General features: G+C 69.3%; 17 protein-coding genes and 2 pseudogenes. 7 read left to right on the top strand and 12 right to left on the bottom strand.

What is annotated here, in order from left to right:
- Positions 1–211: 211 nt before the first annotated feature.
- The 9 genes from yicI to O1G22_RS43585 form a co-directional block, all read right to left on the bottom strand.
- Entirely contained in the window at positions 212–2,530 is a 2,319-nt protein-coding gene (yicI, locus tag O1G22_RS43625) for an alpha-xylosidase (protein WP_270086813.1), read from the bottom strand.
- A gap of 27 nt (positions 2,531–2,557) precedes the next feature.
- Positions 2,558–3,358, bottom strand: coding sequence for an ABC transporter permease (locus O1G22_RS43620; protein WP_270086812.1), 801 nt, complete (start codon positions 3,356–3,358; stop codon positions 2,558–2,560).
- Entirely contained in the window at positions 3,348–4,136 is a 789-nt protein-coding gene (locus O1G22_RS43615) for an ABC transporter permease (protein WP_270086811.1), read from the bottom strand. The genes O1G22_RS43620 and O1G22_RS43615 overlap by 11 nt, the downstream gene beginning before the upstream one ends.
- Positions 4,137–4,154: 18 nt before the next feature.
- Complete coding sequence (locus O1G22_RS43610) at positions 4,155–5,165, bottom strand: ABC transporter ATP-binding protein (RefSeq protein ID WP_270086810.1); 1,011 nt, start codon at positions 5,163–5,165, stop codon at positions 4,155–4,157.
- A 93-nt stretch (positions 5,166–5,258) separates the two neighbouring features.
- On the bottom strand, positions 5,259–6,035 hold the full coding sequence (gene rosB / locus O1G22_RS43605; protein ID WP_270086809.1) for an 8-demethyl-8-aminoriboflavin-5'-phosphate synthase RosB: 777 nt from the start codon (positions 6,033–6,035) through the stop codon (positions 5,259–5,261).
- 62 nt (positions 6,036–6,097) lie between these two features.
- Positions 6,098–7,147, bottom strand: coding sequence for an ABC transporter substrate-binding protein (locus O1G22_RS43600; RefSeq protein ID WP_270086808.1), 1,050 nt, complete (start codon positions 7,145–7,147; stop codon positions 6,098–6,100).
- Positions 7,148–7,254: 107 nt separating this feature from the next.
- Complete coding sequence (gene ribX / locus O1G22_RS43595; RefSeq protein ID WP_270086946.1) at positions 7,255–7,815, bottom strand: riboflavin ABC transporter permease RibX; 561 nt, start codon at positions 7,813–7,815, stop codon at positions 7,255–7,257.
- A gap of 462 nt (positions 7,816–8,277) precedes the next feature.
- Entirely contained in the window at positions 8,278–8,754 is a 477-nt protein-coding gene (gene ribC / locus O1G22_RS43590) for a riboflavin synthase (RefSeq protein ID WP_270086807.1), read from the bottom strand.
- Between the two features lie 59 nt (positions 8,755–8,813).
- Positions 8,814–10,415 (bottom strand): gamma-glutamyltransferase, encoded by a 1,602-nt coding sequence (locus O1G22_RS43585; protein WP_270086806.1) that lies wholly within the window; start codon positions 10,413–10,415, stop codon positions 8,814–8,816.
- A 410-nt stretch (positions 10,416–10,825) separates the two neighbouring features.
- On the opposite strand from O1G22_RS43585, the gene ribA reads away from it, so the two are divergent.
- The 4 genes and pseudogenes from ribA to O1G22_RS45105 all read left to right on the top strand — a co-directional run.
- Positions 10,826–11,431 (top strand): GTP cyclohydrolase II RibA, encoded by a 606-nt coding sequence (gene ribA / locus O1G22_RS43580; RefSeq protein WP_270086805.1) that lies wholly within the window; start codon positions 10,826–10,828, stop codon positions 11,429–11,431.
- 78 nt (positions 11,432–11,509) lie between these two features.
- Complete coding sequence (locus O1G22_RS43575) at positions 11,510–12,364, top strand: beta-keto acid cleavage family enzyme (protein ID WP_270086804.1); 855 nt, start codon at positions 11,510–11,512, stop codon at positions 12,362–12,364.
- Positions 12,361–13,212 carry a class I SAM-dependent methyltransferase gene (locus tag O1G22_RS43570; RefSeq protein ID WP_270086803.1) on the top strand — a complete coding sequence of 284 codons (852 nt, stop codon included), beginning with the start codon at positions 12,361–12,363 and terminating at the stop codon, positions 13,210–13,212. Before O1G22_RS43575 ends, O1G22_RS43570 begins: the two co-directional genes overlap by 4 nt.
- Positions 13,181–13,747 (top strand): annotated as a pseudogene (locus O1G22_RS45105) (MFS transporter); the annotation flags it as partial. The gene O1G22_RS43570 and the pseudogene O1G22_RS45105, both read left to right, overlap by 32 nt.
- 171 nt (positions 13,748–13,918) lie before the next feature.
- On the opposite strand, the gene O1G22_RS43560 reads toward O1G22_RS45105, so the two are convergent.
- On the bottom strand, positions 13,919–14,065 hold the full coding sequence (locus O1G22_RS43560) for a hypothetical protein (protein ID WP_270086801.1): 147 nt from the start codon (positions 14,063–14,065) through the stop codon (positions 13,919–13,921).
- Between the two features lie 53 nt (positions 14,066–14,118).
- Here O1G22_RS43560 and O1G22_RS43555 point away from each other — a divergent pair, with 53 nt between their 5' ends.
- Genes O1G22_RS43555 through O1G22_RS43545 form a run of 3 tightly spaced genes read left to right on the top strand, consistent with a single transcriptional unit; the run spans position 14,119 to position 16,152 of the window.
- Positions 14,119–14,436 carry an MFS transporter gene (locus tag O1G22_RS43555; protein ID WP_270086800.1) on the top strand — a complete coding sequence of 106 codons (318 nt, stop codon included), beginning with the start codon at positions 14,119–14,121 and terminating at the stop codon, positions 14,434–14,436.
- 13 nt (positions 14,437–14,449) lie between these two features.
- Positions 14,450–15,631: a glycosyltransferase family 2 protein gene (locus tag O1G22_RS43550; RefSeq protein ID WP_270086799.1), complete on the top strand. Its 1,182-nt coding sequence runs from the start codon at positions 14,450–14,452 to the stop codon at positions 15,629–15,631.
- Positions 15,628–16,152 carry a hypothetical protein gene (locus tag O1G22_RS43545; RefSeq protein WP_270086954.1) on the top strand — a complete coding sequence of 175 codons (525 nt, stop codon included), beginning with the start codon at positions 15,628–15,630 and terminating at the stop codon, positions 16,150–16,152. The genes O1G22_RS43550 and O1G22_RS43545 overlap by 4 nt, the downstream gene beginning before the upstream one ends.
- Positions 16,153–16,348: 196 nt before the next feature.
- Here O1G22_RS43545 and O1G22_RS43540 read toward each other — a convergent pair.
- Together O1G22_RS43540 and O1G22_RS43535 are read right to left on the bottom strand one after the other, a co-directional pair.
- Positions 16,349–16,498, bottom strand: a pseudogene (locus tag O1G22_RS43540) (ArsR family transcriptional regulator); the annotation flags it as partial.
- Complete coding sequence (locus O1G22_RS43535) at positions 16,482–17,951, bottom strand: MFS transporter (protein WP_270086798.1); 1,470 nt, start codon at positions 17,949–17,951, stop codon at positions 16,482–16,484. The gene O1G22_RS43535 and the pseudogene O1G22_RS43540, both read right to left, overlap by 17 nt.
- Between the last annotated feature and the right edge of the window lie 38 nt (positions 17,952–17,989).

The following is a 17,989-nucleotide window of genomic DNA, read 5'->3' as shown; positions in this document are numbered from 1 at the left end:
TTGCGGCCATCGGGCGAAAGAAGGAGACGGCAGGGCGCGCACCGCCTGCCGGACGGCAGCCGGGGGAACACGCCGACCCTAGAACCATGCCGGGGCGCTCCTCAATCGGTACCGGCCGCATTGTCCGGAATCCGCCCTCAACCGGGCCCCGGTGTCCCGGCGTTGTCCGCTCTCTCCCCTCCGGTCACCGTCCGAGGCGGGCGGTTCCTCGTCACTGCCGGGCCTCCATCGTGAGCTCGCCGGGCAGGGACCGCAGCAGGACTCCGTCCGTCACGTCTTCGGGCACGGCACCCCGTACCGAGGCGGGGGCCGGCTCACCCACCAGCAGCACGGACCACTCCGGCACCGGCCGGCTGGCCGTGACGCGTGTCAGGCCCTCATGCCGGTCCACGGTGAAGACCGCGGCCGGCTCCCCCTGGGGTGTCACGATCCGCGTGATCACGTGCTTCGCCCCGGGCGACGGGTAGACCCGCAGCACGACGCCGGCGGCGTAGTCGTAGTCGGGCCGGTCGTCCACGGCTCCTACCGGGATCACCGAACCGGGCCTGACCAGCACCGGCAGGCTGTCGAAGCCGTGCCGCTCGCCGACCCAGCGGGGGCCGGTGACCGTCGTGCCGGTCAGCAGGCTGGTCCAGCGGCCCTCGGGCACGTAGTAACGGACGTCTCCGTCGGCCGTGAAGACCGGAGCGACGAGGAGCGAGTCACCCAGCATGTACTGCGTGTCCAGGTGCGCGCAGGCCGGGTCGTCGGGGAACTCCAGCATCATCGGCCGCATCATCGGCAGGCCGTCCGTGTGCGCTTCCTCCGCGACACGGGCGAGGTAGGGCATGAGCGTCATCTTCAGCCGGGTGAAGGCGCGCAGCACGTCCACGGACTCCTCGTCGAACGCCCAGGGGACCCTGTAGGACCATCCGCCGTGCAGACGGCTGTGTGAGGAGAGCAGACCGAACGCGATCCACCGTTTGAAGACAGCCGCTTCGGGACGGCCGATGAAACCCCCGATGTCGTGGCTCCAGTAGCCGAATCCGGACAGTCCCAGGGACAGCCCGCCCCGCAGGCTCTGGGCCATCCCGTCGAAGGTGGCCTCGCAATCGCCGCTCCAGTGCACCGGGAAACACTGGGTGCCGGCCGTGGCCGCGCGAGCGAACAGCACGGCTTCCCCCCGGCCCCGGCGTGTTTCCAGGAGGTCGAACACGACCTGGTTGTACAGGTAGGCATAGTGGTTGTGCATGCGCTCGGGGTCGGAGCCGTCGTGGTAGACCACATCCAGCGGGATGCGTTCTCCGAAGTCCGTCTTGAAACAGTCCACTCCCATGTCGAGGAGCGCGTCGAGTTTCGCGGCGAACCAGGCGCGGGCGGCGGGGTTGGTGAAGTCCACCACCGCCAGACCGGGCTGCCATCTGTCCCACTGCCACACGTCGCCATTGGGCCGGCGCAGCAGGTAGCCGTGGTCTCTTCCCTCGGCGAACAGCGCCGACTGCTGCGCGATGTACGGGTTGATCCACAGGCAGATCCGCAGACCGCGGGCCTTGAGACGCGCCAGCATGCCCGGCGGGTCGGGGAAGGTCCGCGGATCCCAGGTAAAGTCGCACCAGTGGAACTCCCGCATCCAGAAGCAGTCGAAGTGGAACACCGACAGGGGCAGGTTCCGTTGTGCCATGCCGTCGATGAAGGAGCTGACCGTGTCCTCGTCGTACGAGGTGGTGAAGGACGTCGACAGCCACAGGCCGTAGGACCAGGCTGGCAACCGTGCCGGGCGGCCGGTGAGCGCCGTGTAGCGGCGCAGGATCTCTTTCGGCGTGGGTCCGTGGATGAGGAAGTAGCGCAGCGACTGGCCCGCCACGCTGAACTGGGTCCGTGCCACCGCCTCCGAACCCACCTCGAAGGACACCTTCCCGCTGTGGTGCACGAAGACTCCGTAACCGGCGTCCGTCAGGAAGAACGGCACGTTCTTGTACGCCTGCTCGGTGGAGGTTCCGCCGTCGGCGTTCCAGATGTCGACCGTCTGGCCGTTTCTGACCAGCGGACCGAAGCGCTCGCCCAGGCCGTAGACCTGGTGGCCCACACCCAGGTCGAGTTGTTCGCGCACGTAGGGGCGGCCGTCGGCCTGGATGACCGCCATACCCCCCGCTCCGCTGCCGGTCAGGACCCGGCCGCCGGCCAGGAAATCCATACGCCAGGTATCACCGCGTGAGAAGCGCACCGCCAGCGATCCGCTGGTGAGCACCGCCGCCTCGTCGTCCACCGACACCTCGACACCGTCGGCCGCCGCGCGACGCAGGGCAAGTTGTGGTCCGCGCGCCAGGACGCCCTCGAAGTGAGTGATCTCCACCGCGATGACCTCGGGCATCGGGCTGGTACAGCGGACGGTGACGACGGGTCCCGTCGTCAGGTCGCCTCTGCGCTCGATTCTCCGTACCGGGGCATGGACGGTCAGCGAGTCGGATGCGGCGGTGATCTGGTAGGCGTCGGCCGGGTAGCAGGCCTCCACCCCGTCCCGCAGCAGCCAGTACCCGTCGGTGAACTTCATCCGGGACGACTCTCCCTTCGGACGTGATCAGTTTCCGGCGCTCTCGTATCGGCGCAGCCCGCAGTGGAAGACGAGCCTCGCCAGCAGGTGGGTGACAAGGGCGGCGGCCGGCGCCGCCGGCACGACCCAGGCGGGGCCGCCGTCCGTGAGCAGGGTGGCCGGGAGAAAGGTGACGAAAGCGAAGGGGAGCGGAAAGAAAAAGAGCGCGGACAGCGCGCGAGGGTACAGGTGCAGGGGGAACCGGGCCAGGTCGGTGAACTGGTGCACGAGGAAGGGGATGTTGTGCAGCTCCCGGAACCAGAAGGCGAGTGAGGCCGAGGCCAGGTTGACGGAGCCGTACATCAGGCTGCCGGACAGGATGAAGACGATCGACAGCGGCAGCGACCAGATGCCGAAGGGAAGCGGCAGGTGGCCGGCGGCCAGGCTTATCGAGAAGACACCGATGGCCAGGTCACCCAGCCCGTGCAGACTCACGTCACGGGTGAACAGGTGCAGCACCGTATCGACGGGACGCAGGAGCAGGGCGTCGAGTTCGCCCTTGCGGATGAGTTCGGTCAGCTTCCACACGCCGTTGAACAGCAGGACGTTCAGGCCGAGCGGGGCGGTTGCCAGGCCGTAGAGGAGCATCATCTTCCAGGTGCTCCACCCGTGGATCGCCGGTACCCGCCGCAGCAGCACCAGCATGAAGGCCACCCAGATGCCCTGCCGCAGCAGTGCCGCGACGATCTGCAGGACAAGATCGGCGCGGAATGCCAGCTTGGCCCGGTACTGAAGGGTCAGCAGCAGCGCGAAGTGCGGCATGGCGTGCCCGCGGCGCTCACCCGCCATAGGTGTCCAGCCGCCGGAATCCACGGTGCACCAGCAGGCCGGCCGCACCCCACAGCACGCCGAGCCACAGCACTTGTAGTGCGATCAGTGCGGCGGCCTGCCGGGCGTCGGCCCGGCCGAAGTAGATCACCACCGGGGTGTGGAAAGAGCCCTGGAAGGGCAGCGCGTAGGCCATGTCCCGGAGCCAGTGGGGGAGCATCTGCAGCGGGAGCATGGCACCGGAGAGCAGCAGCGCCACCGCCTGCCGGCACCACAGCAGGCCGAGCGCGTTGGTGGTCCAGAAACACAGGATCCCGGTGACGACCGCGAGGGCGCCCTTCAGTGCCACCGCCATGACCAGGGACAGGACCAGGGCGCCTCGCATCCGGGCCTCGGGCGGTACCACCCGGACCACGGTCGTGGCTGCCGCCAGCAGGCACAGGCCCACGGACAGCAACTCGACGAACAGCGCCGCGGTCAGTTCGGACAGACGCAGCGTCATGTAGTGCACCGGCTTCAGCAGCTCCATCGACACACTGCCGTCGCGGATGCTTGTCGAGACCCGCTCCTCGGTGCCGAACGAGACCACGAGAGTGAGCAGGAAGGACATCAGCAGATAGGTCTGCATCTCCCGCCAGGTGTAGCCGGCCGGATTCTGCCGGTGCCGCAGGACGGCGTGCCAGATGGAGTAGAGGACCGACATCTGGACCAGGCTGATGAGCACGCTCACGGCATAGCGGCCGCGATACATGAAGGCTTCCTGGACAGCCGTGCCGACCAGGGCGCGAAACGCTCTCAACGGCAACTCCCCTGGCCGCTACGACGTGGACGGGGGTCTTTGGAAGATACGCTGGACGAGGTGTTCGAGCGCCGGTTCACGCAGTTCGAAGTCGACGATCTCGTGGTGGCGCATGATCAGCCCGACGAGCTGTGCGACGCCGACCGTGTTGCGGTCGAAGGAGCAGGACAGCCGCTGCCGGTCGAGCATCGTGCAGGTGGCGGCGGTGTGGGTGTGCACCGTCCGGACCACTTCGGCCGCTTCCTCCGCCTCGGGCAACGTCACGATGAGGTGCCGGTCGGTCGCGAGCCGGTGCTTCACCCGGTCGAGGCCCTCGTCGAGGATCTTGCTGCCCCGGTCCAGGATGACCAGCCGATCACATATCCCCTCGACGTCGCCCATGTCGTGGCTGGTCAGGAAGACCGTCGTGCCTTGCTCCCGGTTGAGGTGACGGATGAACTGCCGTACGGCCGCCTTGGAGTTGATGTCCAGGCCGGACGTCGGCTCGTCCAGGAAGACCAGGCGCGGGCTGTGCAGGAAAGCGCCGGCCAGGTCGGCCCGCAGGCGCTGGCCCAGAGAGAGCTGGCGCACCGGGACGTGCAGGATCTCGTGGAGGCCGAGCAGCTCGGTGAAGACATCCAGGTTGCCCCGGTAGGTCGCGTCCGGGATCTCGTACACGCTGCTGAGGGCCTTGAAGGAGTCGATGACCGGCAGGTCCCACCACAGGCCTGTCCGGTGTCCGAAGACGGCTCCGATCTCGCGCACGTGCTTCTTGCGGTCCCGATGAGGTTCCAGGCCGTTGACCCTGACGAAGCCGTCGGTCGGGGACAGCAGACCGGTGAGGATCTTGATCGTGGTGGACTTGCCGGCGCCGTTGGAGCCGAGATACCCGACGGATTCGCCTGCCTCGACGTCGAGGCCGACGCCGCACAGCGCCTGCTTCGTGCGGTAGCGGGGTCGTATGAAGTGCTTGACCGTGCCCGCCAGACCTGGTTCCTTGTCGGGGATCCGGTACTCCTTGCACAGACCACGCACTTCGATGATCTTCATCTCGCTCCCCTGCCGGTCTGCGGCTGCCGTTGTGGTCCGCCCCGGGGACGGCGGTGAAGGCCGGGCGACGGCCTACCGCCGCCCGGCCCCTGGTCAGCTACCGGCGGAGTGGGAGTCGACCGTGACGTCGCCGAGTTTCTGGAAGCGCTTGTAGCGGATCGCCGGGGTGTTCACGTTGACCCTGATCGCGAACACGTCGTCGCTCTCGCCCCGTGCCTCCTCGGCGCACCGCTCCAGGTCGGTGGTGTACGGGGTCTGCTCCAGGACGCGTGCCAGGTGGGCCGTGTTGGCCACCATGAAGCGGATGAGCTTGTTGGTGTGGAAGTGCCGGTCGCCGTTGGCCTCGATGTAGCCGGGCCCGGTGCCGGCCGGACCCAGCCAGTACGCCGCCGCGTTCGGCGGGACGCTGTATCCCAGGCGGCCGAGGTTGTTCAGGACGGTTCCGGCGACGTGGTGGGCGCCGTCCTCGTTGCCGCACATGAGCAGCCCGGCCACCTTGTTGTACAGCGGGAACTGCTTGGTCCGCGGCGTCAGTTCGTCCATGAGGTTGAGCTTCTCAAGGATGACATGGGCCGCAGAAGTGCACATGTTGAGGGTGATCGGGGTGGCGATGACCAGGATGTCGGCCTCCCGGATCTTGCCGAGCAGCCAGGGCCACTCGTCCTGCCTGCGCGCTTTCTCGCCGGCTTTCCAGTCGTCGAAGTCGTCCCAGTACTCCTGCTCGATGTCGTGGTCGATGACCCTGATGACCTCTGTCTCGATGCCCTCCTTCTCGTAGAGGGCAACGGCCTTGTCTATCAGTCCCTGGGTCTGGGAGCGGCTCGGGGATCGGCGCAGAGTGGTGTTGAGGATGAGTGCCTTGAGCGTCATGCTTCTCTACCCTTCTGGTCGCGACTGCTGGTGACTGCGCACAGCGAGAGCGCTGCCGGCCGTCATTCCTTGGGCAGGTAGTCGTTGCTGTACGCCTTGCCTGCCGGGACTTCCTTCTGGATCAGGCCCTTGTCCTTCAGGAAGCCGGCCATACGGAGCCAGGTCTGCGGGTCGTTCTTCCCCAGCTGTCCTCCGGAGCCACGGATGAGCGGAGCCGACGCCTTGAGCACCTTCTGCGCCAGCGCCTGGCTCTTGGCATCGGTCAGGCCGGGGATGTAACTGCGGCTGAGTTCGACGGCCTCCTTCGGGTGGGCCAGGGTGAACTCGACACCGCGCAGGGTGGCTTGCACGAACTTGCGCACATCGCCGGGGCGTTTGGCGAGGAAACTCTCGGATGCTCCGAGACCCGACGACACCAGTGACGCGGCGCTGCTCTCCCCTGCCAGATCGATGGCGCGTACGTCCAGCCCTGCCTGCTCGAAGTTGATCTGATCGTTGTTGACGAAGCCCATCACGCCGTCGACGCGGTGTGCGGTCAGGGCCGCCTGCTGCGTGTATCCGATGGACTTGATCGTGACGTCCTTGGTCGTGAGCCCGGCCTCGGCCATGAGCGCCAGCAGCCCGAAGTAGGTCTCGCCGTACGGTCCGGGCACACCGATGGTGCGGCCGCGCAGGTCGGAGGCGGCGTGGAGGGGCGACTCGCCGGGCACCAGCAGGGCCACGGGGTAGCGCTTGTAGACCGTCATGACGTCGACCACCGGGACCGAGCTCGCCCTGCCCTGGAGCATCTCGTCGCCGCCGGCCAGGACCAGGTCCTCCCTGCCCGCCTTCAGGCCGCCGAAGAGGTCGTCGCTGGCGGTGTGATGATGCAGGGTGACCTGTAGGCCGGCGTCCTTGTAATACCCCTTCTCCTCGGCCACGTAGAACGGGGCGAACTGGATGTTGGGTATGTAGGTCAGCCCGAGTGTGACGTGGGCGGCGCTCTTGTCACCTGCCTTCGAGCCGTCGGCGCAGGACGTCAGGGTCGCCGCCAGCAGGGCGGCCACGAGTACGGCCGTCGACGTCCGGGGGCCGCCGAAGCGCCGCAGCGGCAATGGGGTGACAACTCTCATCAACGAGGCTCTTTCTGGCGTCACGGTGAACTGTCGTCTTCGGGCATGCCTGGTTCGACGGCGCCCCGGGCACCATGGGCGTCTTGGGCGGTGGGCGGGCCGGGCGGTCACCACCGCGCCCACCGCTCAAGCAGCAGCATCAGGCCGTAGAGGCATGCCGCCAGTGTGGTGAGCACCAGCAGCGTGGCGAACATGCCGACGGTGTCCGCCGCGCTGCGTTCCACGGTGAGCAGCTGACCCAGGCCGTCGCCGCCCACGACGAACTCGCCGACGACGGCACCGGTGATGGACAGGGTGACCCCGGCCCGGACGCCCGCGAGTGTGCCGGGCAGCGCGAGGGGCCACTCGATGTACCGCAGCATCTGAAGGCGGCTCACCCCGTCGACACGTGCCGCGTTCATGATGTCGGGGTCGATCGACCGCAGTCCCACCAGGGTGCTGACGACGATCGGGAAGAAGACCAGCAGGGCGCAGAGCACGGCGACGGGCAGCAGCCCGTAGCCGAGCCACAGGGCCAGGAGCGGAGCGAGCGCCACCGCCGGCACCGCCTGGGAAGCCGCCACGTACGGTTGCAGCGCCGCCGCGGCCACCCTGCTGCGGGCGATGACGTGGGCGAGCGGGAGGGCGACGGTCACACCGAGTGCGCTGCCCGCCGCGCTCTCGGTCAGGGTCTGGTTCGTGTAGTGGAGCAGGGAACCGTCCTGCAGTTGGCGTACCAGCTCCTTCGCGACGGAATAGGGAGTGGGCAGGAAGAACGCGGATACAGATCCAAAATGGGTTGCTGCGCCCCAGAGAGAGATCAGGAGGAAGCCCAGCACGGCCGGCGCCAGAATTCTCAGGGAAACACCCCTGCGTAATATCCGGCGCCGTGCGCCCCGACGTCTCCCGGCGACTTCCTCTTTCACCGTGGATAACGCTCCGCCAGGGGATCCGTCTGCGGTGACCTCTTGATCGTCTGCTTCAGGTTGCGACGTATTGCGCGTGATACCCGCTGGGAACACTCGACCGTCCCTGGCCAGATAGCGCGAGTTATGGTCCGTCCCGCAAGTTAGTACAAGTCCCGGACATACGCAACGAGTTATTCACGTATCAGGAACCGGGAGTTTTCACCGTACAGGCGCACACCGCATTCAGGCGAGCAGGGGTCCGGTGTCCGGGCCGCCCTGGCGGATTCCCTGCCCAGCCCGCTTGCGCAGTTCTTCGGGTGCGTAGAGCATCCAGTATGCATTCACGGCGTGGGACCCCACCCTGTTGCGGCACAGTTCTTCGAACTTGACCGGATCCGACTCCTCCTGGGTGTGCACGAACACCTCCAAGATGTGCGTTCCGGTCAGCACCTGAGCGAGCATGATGCCCTGGGCGGCCTCGTGCGCACACGCCTGGTCGAGTTCCGCGCCGCCGGGCATGCCGCAGGCGATGACGATGGCGCAGTCCTCCTTCTCGATCAGGCGGCGGGCGGCCACGGCCAGGTCTTTGAAGCCCGGCACGGTCACCCGCACCACCTCGAACCGCTCCCCGAAGCCCTCCATGGCGGCGAGCCTGTTCTCGGCGATCGACCCCATGTCGATCCGCGCGAACATGGTGTCCACCACTCCGATTCGGTCCACTGTCTCTCCTTCGGTCATGATCTTCCGGTTCACCGCGGCCGACGGCGGCCGCGGGCTTTTCAGCAGGCCGCCGTCAGGCCCTCCTGCCGGCCGTCGTCCAGGCCGTACAGCGAGCCACGCTGCCAGGACACGACGCGGTTGACGCCGCCGACACTGGCCTTGCGCACGACGTCGTGCCCGCGGCGCACCAGCTCGGCCACGGCCGCCGGCTCCATCGTCTCGTCGACGTGGAGTTGTTCCGGGCGACCGGCCTCGATCCGGTCACTGCCGGGGAAGTACGTCCAGCGCGGCCGGGACAGGGCGCGCAGCGCGGTGCTGTCGTCGAACAGCAGGGCGGCCGCGACCTGGGTGTTCCACTGGCACTGCCCGTCCCCGCCGGGTGTCCCGCCCAGCCACCGGACGGCCGGTCCCTCGCTGATCGTCCAGGGGAAGATGGTGTTGACGGGCCGGGCGCCCGGCGTGACCCGGTTGGCGTGCCGGTGATCGAGTGTCGCGCTGCGGCCGAGGCGGTTGCACAGCAGCAGTCCCGCCTCGGGCAGCCCCACTCCGGCCCCGAAACCCAGGCCGAGGCTCTGCACCCAGGTCACCGCGTTGCCCGCGCGGTCGGCGACGACCAGGTGCGTGGTGTCACCGTGCGAGTAGTGGCCGGTGTACCGGCAGGGGGTGCGCCGGTCCGGGTCGATGCCGCTGAGGAGTGCGGCCAGGGTGTCCGCGCCGAGGGGGTCGGGCATGGGCGGTCCCGCGGACTCCGGGTCCCGCAGGTGGTCCAGGCGCCAGCCGAAGGTCTGGTGAACGGTCTCGGCGAGGAGATGGATGCCCGGGGCCGAGCCGCTGTCGACACCGTCGCTGAGCAACGCCCCGTACAGCGCGAGGTTCTGCAGCATCAGCGGCCCCTGGGTGGGCGCCGGCGGCACGGCCACCTTGCGTCCGGCGACCTGCGCGTCGAGGGCGGGAACGAGACAGGCCCTTGTGGCGGTCACGTCGTCGCCGCGCAGGAATCCTCCGTGGCGGGCGCTCACCTCGTGGGCCAGTTCGGCGATCCAGCCGTTGAGCGCCTCCCGGCTCTCGCGGCCGGCCCTGTCGAGCAGGCGGGCGAGCCCGGGCTGGGGCAGGGAGGTGCCGACCGAGTCCGCCTCGGCGGCCCGCCCGTACAGACCACGGAACTCCGGCTGTTCGAGGACGTGGAGGTTCTCCCTGGTCCACCGCTGGAACTGACCGGTGATCACGGCGCCTTCGGACGCGGTGCGCAGCGCCGGGCGCAGCAGCCGCTCCAGCGGCAGCGTGCCGAAGCGCTCGTGCACCTCGAACCATGCGTCGAGCAACGCGGGCGTGGTCGCCGACAGAACACCGGTGCGCGGTACGGCGTCCAGGCCCCGCTCACCGAACGCCTGCGGATGGGCGGACCGCGGCGCCCGGCCGAGGCCGACCAGGGCGAGTGCCGTCCGCTTGCCGCCCACGTGCAGTACGGCTGTGGCATCGCCTCCGGGGCCGGAGGCCATCGGCATGCAGACGGTCATCATCGCCGACGCGGTGATCGCGGCGTCGAACGCCGTGCCGCCCTCCTCCAGGACACGCAGTGCGGCAAGGGTGGCCGCGGACGACCCCGTCGAGACCACGCCACGGCTTCCCCACTGCTGCCGGTCACGCAGCACTACCCGCATGGCCGCACCATGATGAACGGAATATCTGATTCTGCGTCGAGCCGCAGGTAAACCTCGACCACGTCCACCCTCTTCGGTCGAATGATGGCCGTCACCACGATCTTAGGGATGGATCCTGCCGTGCCGTGCCGCCTGCGGGCGACGGGTTCCCGCGGTGTGGCCGAACCTCGCACCCGCGCACCGCAGCCCACTGAAGAATCCCGGACAAGCATGCCCGGGATGCCCGCTTCGTCGCTGTATTGAGCAATCGGTTTCGCGTCAGAAATGCAGGTTGCATGTCTTTTGGACAAGCCGCTTGTACCCTGATTGCTGGCAGTTTTCCGAGATGTATCGGCGCGCCGCTCCACATGTAAACGACGTGCAGCGCTCAGGCCACCGTGCGCCCTTTCACATGCCCTTGAGGTAAGCCGATGTCGCATATCGTCCGTCAGGCCAACTGCACTTTACCGATTTCCGGTGGGGAGGTGGAGCTGCACATATTCGGCCGGGAGGAGAACGGACCCGAACGGGTCATGGCGGCGGTGCACCGGACACCACGCGCCGACGACCGCGAGCCGCTGGTGCGTATGCACAGCGCCTGCGCGACCGGAGACATCCTCGGCTCGCTGCGCTGCGACTGCGGAAGCCAGTTGTCGGCCGCACTCGATGCGGTGCTCGCCAGCGACTACGGGATCCTGCTGTATCTGCTCGGCCACGAGGGACGAGGCGTGGGCCTCGCCAACAAGATCAGGGCGTACGCCCTGCAGGAGCAGGGTCTGAACACCGTCGAGGCCAACGTGGCCCTCGGGCTGCCGGTCGACGACCGCGACTACACCGACGCCATCGAGGTGCTGCGCGCCTTCTGCGTCCCCCGGCTCCGCCTGGCCACCAACAACCCGCTCAAGATCGCGGCGCTTGAGGGGGCCGGGTTCGAGGTCGAGCGTGTTCCCTGGGGCGGCTTCGTGACACTGCACAACTCCGGCTACCTCAAGACCAAGGACTATGTGCTCGGGCACCTGGACAGCCTGGGCCCCTGACGGAATCCGGCAGTCCGCCCGGCTGACGGCCGGTCACCGGCGACCCTTTGCCGCACATCCTCTGAAAGCAGGTACGGCATGAGTTTAGGCGACAAGCTCATCGTGAACCTCTGCCCGACCGGAATGATCCCGCGCCGCTCGAAGGTCCCCGCCGTCCCCGTGGACCCGGCGCAGATCGCGGCGGACGTGCGCCGCTGCCGCGACGCCGGTGCCTCCATGGTCCACCTGCACGCGCGGGACACCCACGAGGAACCCACCTGGAGGCCGGAACGGTTCCAGGAGATCTGCGACGCCGTCGTGTCCGAGACGCCCGACATCGTCGTCGTGGTGACCACCAGCGGCCGTAACTGGTCCGAGACACCCAAGCGGTCCGCTTCGCTCACGGTCACCGGGCTGGGCAAGCCCGAGATGGCATCGCTCACCCTCGGTTCGATGAACTTCCCCACCGGCCCCTCGGTCAACTCCCCCCAGACGATCCAGGATCTGGCCCAGGCCATGCGGGACCACGAGGTGGTTCCCGAGCTGGAGGTGTTCGACGTCGGAATGGCCGACTACGCCTCCTTCCTCGCCGACAGGGGCGTCCTGCACCCGCCGTTCTACGCCAATGTGCTGCTCGGCTCCCTGGGTACCGCCGCGGTCAGCGCGGCCAACCTGGCCGCCGTACTGGCCGCGCTGCCGCAGGGCACGACCTGGGCCCTGGCCGGGATCGGCCGCTACCAGACCCGGGCGAACACCCTCGCCACCGCGCTCGGCGGGCATGTGCGCGTCGGACTGGAGGACAACCCGTACGACGACTGGGCCACCAAGTCCCCGGCCACCAACCCCCGCCTCGTGGAGCGCGCCGTACGCATCGGCCGGGAGCTGGGTCGCGAGCCGGCCACTCCTGAGGAGGCCCGGGCCATCATCGGGCTGAAGCCGGTGACCCGGGAGTGACACGGGACGCACCGGGGGAGCCGGCGACCGCGACGGTCCAGCGGCACCGCTGGCACACGGCCGCCTCCTACGATCAGGCCACCGGCCGCATCCAGCGGCGCAACGCCGCCCTGGTGGCCCGCCTGCACCCCGAGCCGGCCACCGTCCGCCGCGCCCTGGACATCGGATGCGGCACCGGCGCGCTCACCGAGGAACTGCTCGGCACGCTTCCGGCGGCCCGGATCACGGCGCTCGACGTGTCCGCCGACATGCTCGCCCGCGCCCGAACCCGCGCCGCCGGACCGCACGCCCACCGTGTGGAGTTCCAACTCGGCTCGTTCCTGGGCCCACAGCTGTTCCACAGCCGCCCGGCAAACGCAACCGGCACGGGCGAGCAGTTCGACGCGGCCTTCAGCAACGCGGCGCTGCACTGGATGTATCCGCGGTACGACGACTGCTTCACACGGGTGCACCGGCTGCTCGTGCCGGGCGGTCTGCTCTGCATGGCCTCGGCCGGACGCAGCGCGGCGACCGACGCGTTCGACCGGCGGGTGAGAGCGGCAACCGAACACGTCACGCCGGGCACGGGCGAGGACTTCACACAACGCCGGATGACCGCCGACGAGGTCACCGCCGTCGCACGGCGAAACCGTCTGGAAGTGGACGACGTCTTCCTGGTCGAACGCCGGTACGTGGTATCCGCCGCCGCCTACGCCACCTGGTGGCTCGCCAGCGGTGGCCCCTGGCAGACAGACCCCCCGCAGCAGGAACACGCCGTGGAACTGCTCGCCGGCGTGCTGGGCGGACCCGAGGCCGAACTGGAGATGGTGCACGCCAGTGTGTTCGCCGTACTACGCCGACCCAAGTGAACCCGCCGGCCCGGCCGGAATCCAGGTGCACCGGCGGCTGGTGACCGCGGCCGTGGTGGACACGGCAGGCTACGGGGCATTCCTCCCCCTCACCTTCCTGTACCTGTCCACCACGGCCGAGATCCCCCTGGGCGAACTGGGCACACTGATCACCGCGGCGAGCCTGGCCGGACCGCCCGTGCCGCTGTTCGTAGGACACCTCGTCGACCGCTGCGGCGCCCGGCGCGTCCTGGTGGCACAGACCGCCGCGGCAGCACTCGGCCTGTACTTCTGCGACGGTACCTTCTGGCTGCTGATCACCGGGATCGCCGCCGTCACCGTCGCCGACCGGACCTACTGGGCCGCCTGGCCCGTCTTCGTCAGCGAACACGTCACCGACTGCACCGCACTCGACCGCTGGAACGCGATCGTCAACGCCGCCAAGAGCGCCGGCCTGGCCGCCGGCGCGGGCATCGCCTCCGTGGCCCTCGCGGTCGGCGGCACGAGCGGCCTGCGCGCCATGCCGGCGCTGAACATCATCACCTCGTGCACCGCCGGTCTGCTGTTCGTCTCGATCAAGAACCCACCCTCCGCAAGAAGACCGCACCAGGCCGCCGTCACCGCAGGAGCCCGGCGCCCTGCGCTCCGACCGCGCCTATCCGGCACTCACCTGCGCCAACACACTGCTGACATACGGCTGGCTGATCTCCACCCTGGTCCTGCCCGTCTACGTCGTACGGCACACCGCACCGGCCGACTGGACCGCCGCGTTCGCGCTGATCCTCACCATGCTGTTCCCGACCACCGTCGCCGCACGGCTGCAACACCTGCGCAGAACATCGACCGCGCTCGCCGGCGCCGCCTCCTTCGTCATCGCCATCCTCCTGCCGGCCCTCGCAGCACGGCCCCGCGGCCCCCCTCACCGCCATGGCACCGATCATCGCAGGCGGCGTGTTCCTCGCCCTCGGCGAGATGCTCGCCGCACCGGCGACCACCAGCCTGGCCATCGCCGCAGCACCCCACGGAGACCGGGGCCGGTACGTCTCGGTGTTCCAGCTGTCCTGGACGCTGTCCGCCCTCTCCCGTCCCGCGTTGGTGGGACACCTGCTCGACACCTCACTACCGGTGCTGTGGGGATCCTTCACCGCACTGATGCCGGCCGCCGCGCTCGTCCTGACGGCACTGCGACCACAGCTCCCCGCGCACACCGACAGCAAGTCCACGCCCGCCCCACCGCCGCCATGAGGAGCCCGCGCCCATGACATCCCCCCACCATGCCGATGCCACGGCCTCGGGACGCGCCGCCGCCGACGCGATCGTCCTGCACGCAGACCACGGAGCACGCGAAGCCAACCCCTACTACGTGCACCGTGCGAGGGAACACACGGCCGAACTGGTCAAGGAAATCCACTCCCACAAAGACCCCCGGCTGTCCGCCGCGGCCGACGAACTGCTCAACGACCCGGCAAGCCTTCCGGCATGGCGGCGGCTCCAGGAGCACGTGACCGCCGCCATCCACGCCTCACCGGACGGCACCGCCCCCCTCGTCCGGGCCGCCTGGCACGTCATGACCACATCCCGGCTCGGCTACCACATCGGCAACGCCTACGACCCCCAGGCCCGGCCCGCGCCCGACTGGCAGTCCTGGCCCGCACGGCCCCCGGCCCCCACGGACACCGAGCCGGTCGCCCACATCGTCATCCCGTTCCGCGACCACAGCCAGGACCAGGCACGCGCCCGCAACCTCACGGCCTGCCTGGCCGCACTCGGTGACCAGACCATGCCCCGCGAGCGATACCACGTGACAGTAGTGGAGTCGGACACCGTCCCCCGCTGGCGCGAGACCGCCCTGAAGTACGCCGACGAATGGCTCCACGCCCCCTCCGACCGCCCGTTCAACAAATGCTGGACCGTCAACTGCGGCGTGCTGCGGGCCCGCCGCCACGCCCCTCTCCTCTGTGTGCTCGACGCCGACGCCCTCGTGGACCAGGACTTCGTCCGGCGCAACACCGACCGGTTCCAGCGCCCCGGAACAGGCGGATTCATGTGCTTCCGCGACCTGCTCTACATGGATCCCGCCGCCACAGCGGCCGCGGTACACGACCGCTGCGTCCACAGGCGGGCCGAACCCGACCCGGACAAGCTGCGCTGGTTCGCCGTGCAGCGATCACCAGGACTATGTGTATGGCTGCGACGCGACGTCTTCGACACCGTGGGCGGCATGGACGAACGATTCGAGGGTTGGGGCCGTGAGGACATCGACTTCATCCTGCGCCTCCAGCTCGCCACCGCATTCGACCACTACGACGACCCGATGCTCCACCTCTACCACCCCAGCACCGCCCAGCTGAACGACGGCCAGACCGTCAACAACCACATCCCCCTGCTGTCCTGGACACCGACCGAACCCATCGGCCTGCTCGAACGGTTCACACCATGACAGAGGCGAACATGACAGTCTGCCGGACCTGCGCGATCCTCGGCTTCCAGACCGCCCGCCCCGGCACGGGACGCCGGCTCGCCGAGCTGAACCTGGAGCTGGGCAGGACACTCGACGTCGCCGGCCTGCTGCGCCTGCAGGTCCTGGTACGCGCCGGCTACGACACCGATCTGTGCGTGTACTGGCTGTGGCGCGACCTGCGCGACCGGGACGCCGTCTGGGCCGCCCCACCGACCGCGCTCACACATTTCTGGGCCTCGGCCCGCCCCCTATGGGCAGCCGAACCCAGCGTCCGCCGCCTCCACTGGCAACCAGCCACCGACCGCGACCTGTGCCCGCCGAACTCCGGCGTCCTCCTGGAAGAAAGAACACCCGTACCCGCCACATCCCGCCGGCTCGCACCGGAGGAATCCTGGCTGCTGGACATGGACACCGGAACCGCCCTGCACTGCCGACCGCCTTCGACGCCGGCCGACCCCACCGCGTGGACAGCCCTGTGGCAACGGCCCGCCACGCCCTGAGGCGTGGTCGAGATGTGGTCACCGTGCTTGTCGTGTCAGGGCGCGTTGCATGGTGGCATGCCTCCGCTGCACCACCACGACCGCTGACCTGCCACGGTGACGTGGTCCGCGTCGTCGATGCCCTTGTGAGTAGAGCGACACCGGACTCCTCCAGCTCGTACAGCACACGCGGGCCTGTGCGATGGCGCCGGACAAGGCCTGCCGCGGCCAGGACGGACAGGTGCTGCGACACGGTGCTCGGCGCCAGGCCGACGGACGTGGCCAGTCCGGTCGTGGTGGCCGGTGACAGCAACGCCCGCAGGACTGCCGGGCCCTCCGCTCCCAAGCTGTCACCTGACCGTGGCATCGGGAACGAAGGGCTGATCCGGGATCGTGGGCGATGGGCGCCGCGGGAGCATCATGGCCGTGGTCACCGCGGTGGCGACGATGAGCGCGGCGGCGAGGCAGAAGGCGTTGCGGGCGCCGGTGAGCGCGGCGGCGGCCGGGGTGGGGTCGCCGGGCGCGGCGGCGTGGAAGAAGAGGCTGCCGAGCAGGGCGACGCCGAGAGTGCCGCCGAGTTGCTGCACCGCGTTGAGCAGGCCGGCGGCGGAGCCCGTCTCGTGTGGGCGGACTCGGTGCAGGGCGGTGGTGAAGAACGGCACGGCGTACAGGCCCTGACCGATCCCGGCCACGGCCAGCGCGGGCAGCAGCAGCCAGGGGTAGGAGGCGGGCGGGCTGGTGGCGTACACGGCGGCAGCCGATACGACTCCGGCGAGCAGGGCCAGCAGGCCGACGCTCATGACCCGGGCCCCGTAGCGGGGTACGAGCCAGGCGCCGGCGACCCAGGACGACAGCGCCATCGTCGCGGACCACGGCAGCAGCGTGAAGCCGGCCGAGAGGACGTCGCGGTGCAGGCCCAGCTGCATCTGCAGCACGGCCACCAGCATCAGGCCGCCCACCACCGCGAAGAACAGCACGCTGGACACCAGCGCGGCGGTGAAGCCGCGCTCGACGAACAGGCCCGGCTCGATGAGCGGGCTGCGGCCGCCGCGGGCCCGCCGCCGCTGATGTGCGGCGAAGCCTGCCAGCACCACGCCGCCGGCGGCGAGCATGGCCCAGCACCAGCCTGGCCGGCCATGGGCGCCGCCCTGGATGAGCGGATAGACCAGCAAGCTGCTGCCCAGGACCGCCAGCACCGTGCCGACGTGGTCCAGCCGCGGCCGGAGCGCGGCACGGTCCTCGTGCAGCAGCGGCGTGGCCGCCAGCACGGCGGCGCCGAGGGGGACGTTGACGAGGAAGACCGCGCGCCAGGAGGAGCCCAGCACATCCGCTTGGGTGAGCGCGCCGCCGACCACCGGGCCGGTGACCGCGGCGAGCCCCATGACCGGTCCGATGGTGCCCATGGCCCGGGCCAATGCCGGGCCGGTGAACATGGCGCGGATCATGCCGATGGTCTGCGGGATGACCAGTGCTGCCGCCGAGCCCTGCACCGCCCGCAGGGCGATCAGCGCTGCCGTGGACGGTGCGAGTGAACACCCCAGTGAGGCCAGGACGAAGCCGGCCATGCCGAGGCGGAACACCCGCCGTCGGCCGACAATGTCACCCAGCCGCCCGCCGGTGATCAGGAAGACGGCGAACGGCAAGGTGTACGCGGCACTGAACCACTGGATGCTGGAGGCAGGGCCGCCCAGACCGGCGCGGATCACGGGGGCGGCGACGGTCATGATGGTGGCGTCGAGGAGGTTCATGGCCTCGGCGACCAGCAGCACGGCGAGTGCGGCCCAACGCCGCCGCGGAGGTGGGGTGGTGGAGTACGACATGCGCCCGAGAGTGCGCCCCGCCGCCGGGGCACCTCCAC

Source organism: Streptomyces camelliae, from assembly GCF_027625935.1.
GTDB classification, from domain to species: domain Bacteria; phylum Actinomycetota; class Actinomycetes; order Streptomycetales; family Streptomycetaceae; genus Streptomyces; species Streptomyces camelliae.
Note: the sequence above shows the minus strand (reverse complement) of the source record. Positions and strands in the feature narration are given on the sequence as shown.

Coding starts and splice junctions, on each gene's coding strand:
- yicI (WP_270086813.1), bottom strand. CDS start 2,530: ATGAAGTTCACCGACGGGTACTGGCTGCTGCGGGACGGGGTGGAGGCC.
- O1G22_RS43620 (WP_270086812.1), bottom strand. CDS start 3,358: ATGGCGGGTGAGCGCCGCGGGCACGCCATGCCGCACTTCGCGCTGCTG.
- O1G22_RS43610 (WP_270086810.1), bottom strand. CDS start 5,165: ATGAAGATCATCGAAGTGCGTGGTCTGTGCAAGGAGTACCGGATCCCC.
- rosB (WP_270086809.1), bottom strand. CDS start 6,035: ATGACGCTCAAGGCACTCATCCTCAACACCACTCTGCGCCGATCCCCG.
- O1G22_RS43600 (WP_270086808.1), bottom strand. CDS start 7,147: ATGAGAGTTGTCACCCCATTGCCGCTGCGGCGCTTCGGCGGCCCCCGG.
- O1G22_RS43585 (WP_270086806.1), bottom strand. CDS start 10,415: ATGCGGGTAGTGCTGCGTGACCGGCAGCAGTGGGGAAGCCGTGGCGTG.
- ribA (WP_270086805.1), top strand. CDS start 10,826: ATGTCGCATATCGTCCGTCAGGCCAACTGCACTTTACCGATTTCCGGT.
- O1G22_RS43575 (WP_270086804.1), top strand. CDS start 11,510: ATGAGTTTAGGCGACAAGCTCATCGTGAACCTCTGCCCGACCGGAATG.
- O1G22_RS43560 (WP_270086801.1), bottom strand. CDS start 14,065: ATGACGAAGGAGGCGGCGCCGGCGAGCGCGGTCGATGTTCTGCGCAGG.
- O1G22_RS43555 (WP_270086800.1), top strand. CDS start 14,119: ATGGCACCGATCATCGCAGGCGGCGTGTTCCTCGCCCTCGGCGAGATG.
- O1G22_RS43550 (WP_270086799.1), top strand. CDS start 14,450: ATGACATCCCCCCACCATGCCGATGCCACGGCCTCGGGACGCGCCGCC.
- O1G22_RS43545 (WP_270086954.1), top strand. CDS start 15,628: ATGACAGAGGCGAACATGACAGTCTGCCGGACCTGCGCGATCCTCGGC.
- O1G22_RS43535 (WP_270086798.1), bottom strand. CDS start 17,951: ATGTCGTACTCCACCACCCCACCTCCGCGGCGGCGTTGGGCCGCACTC.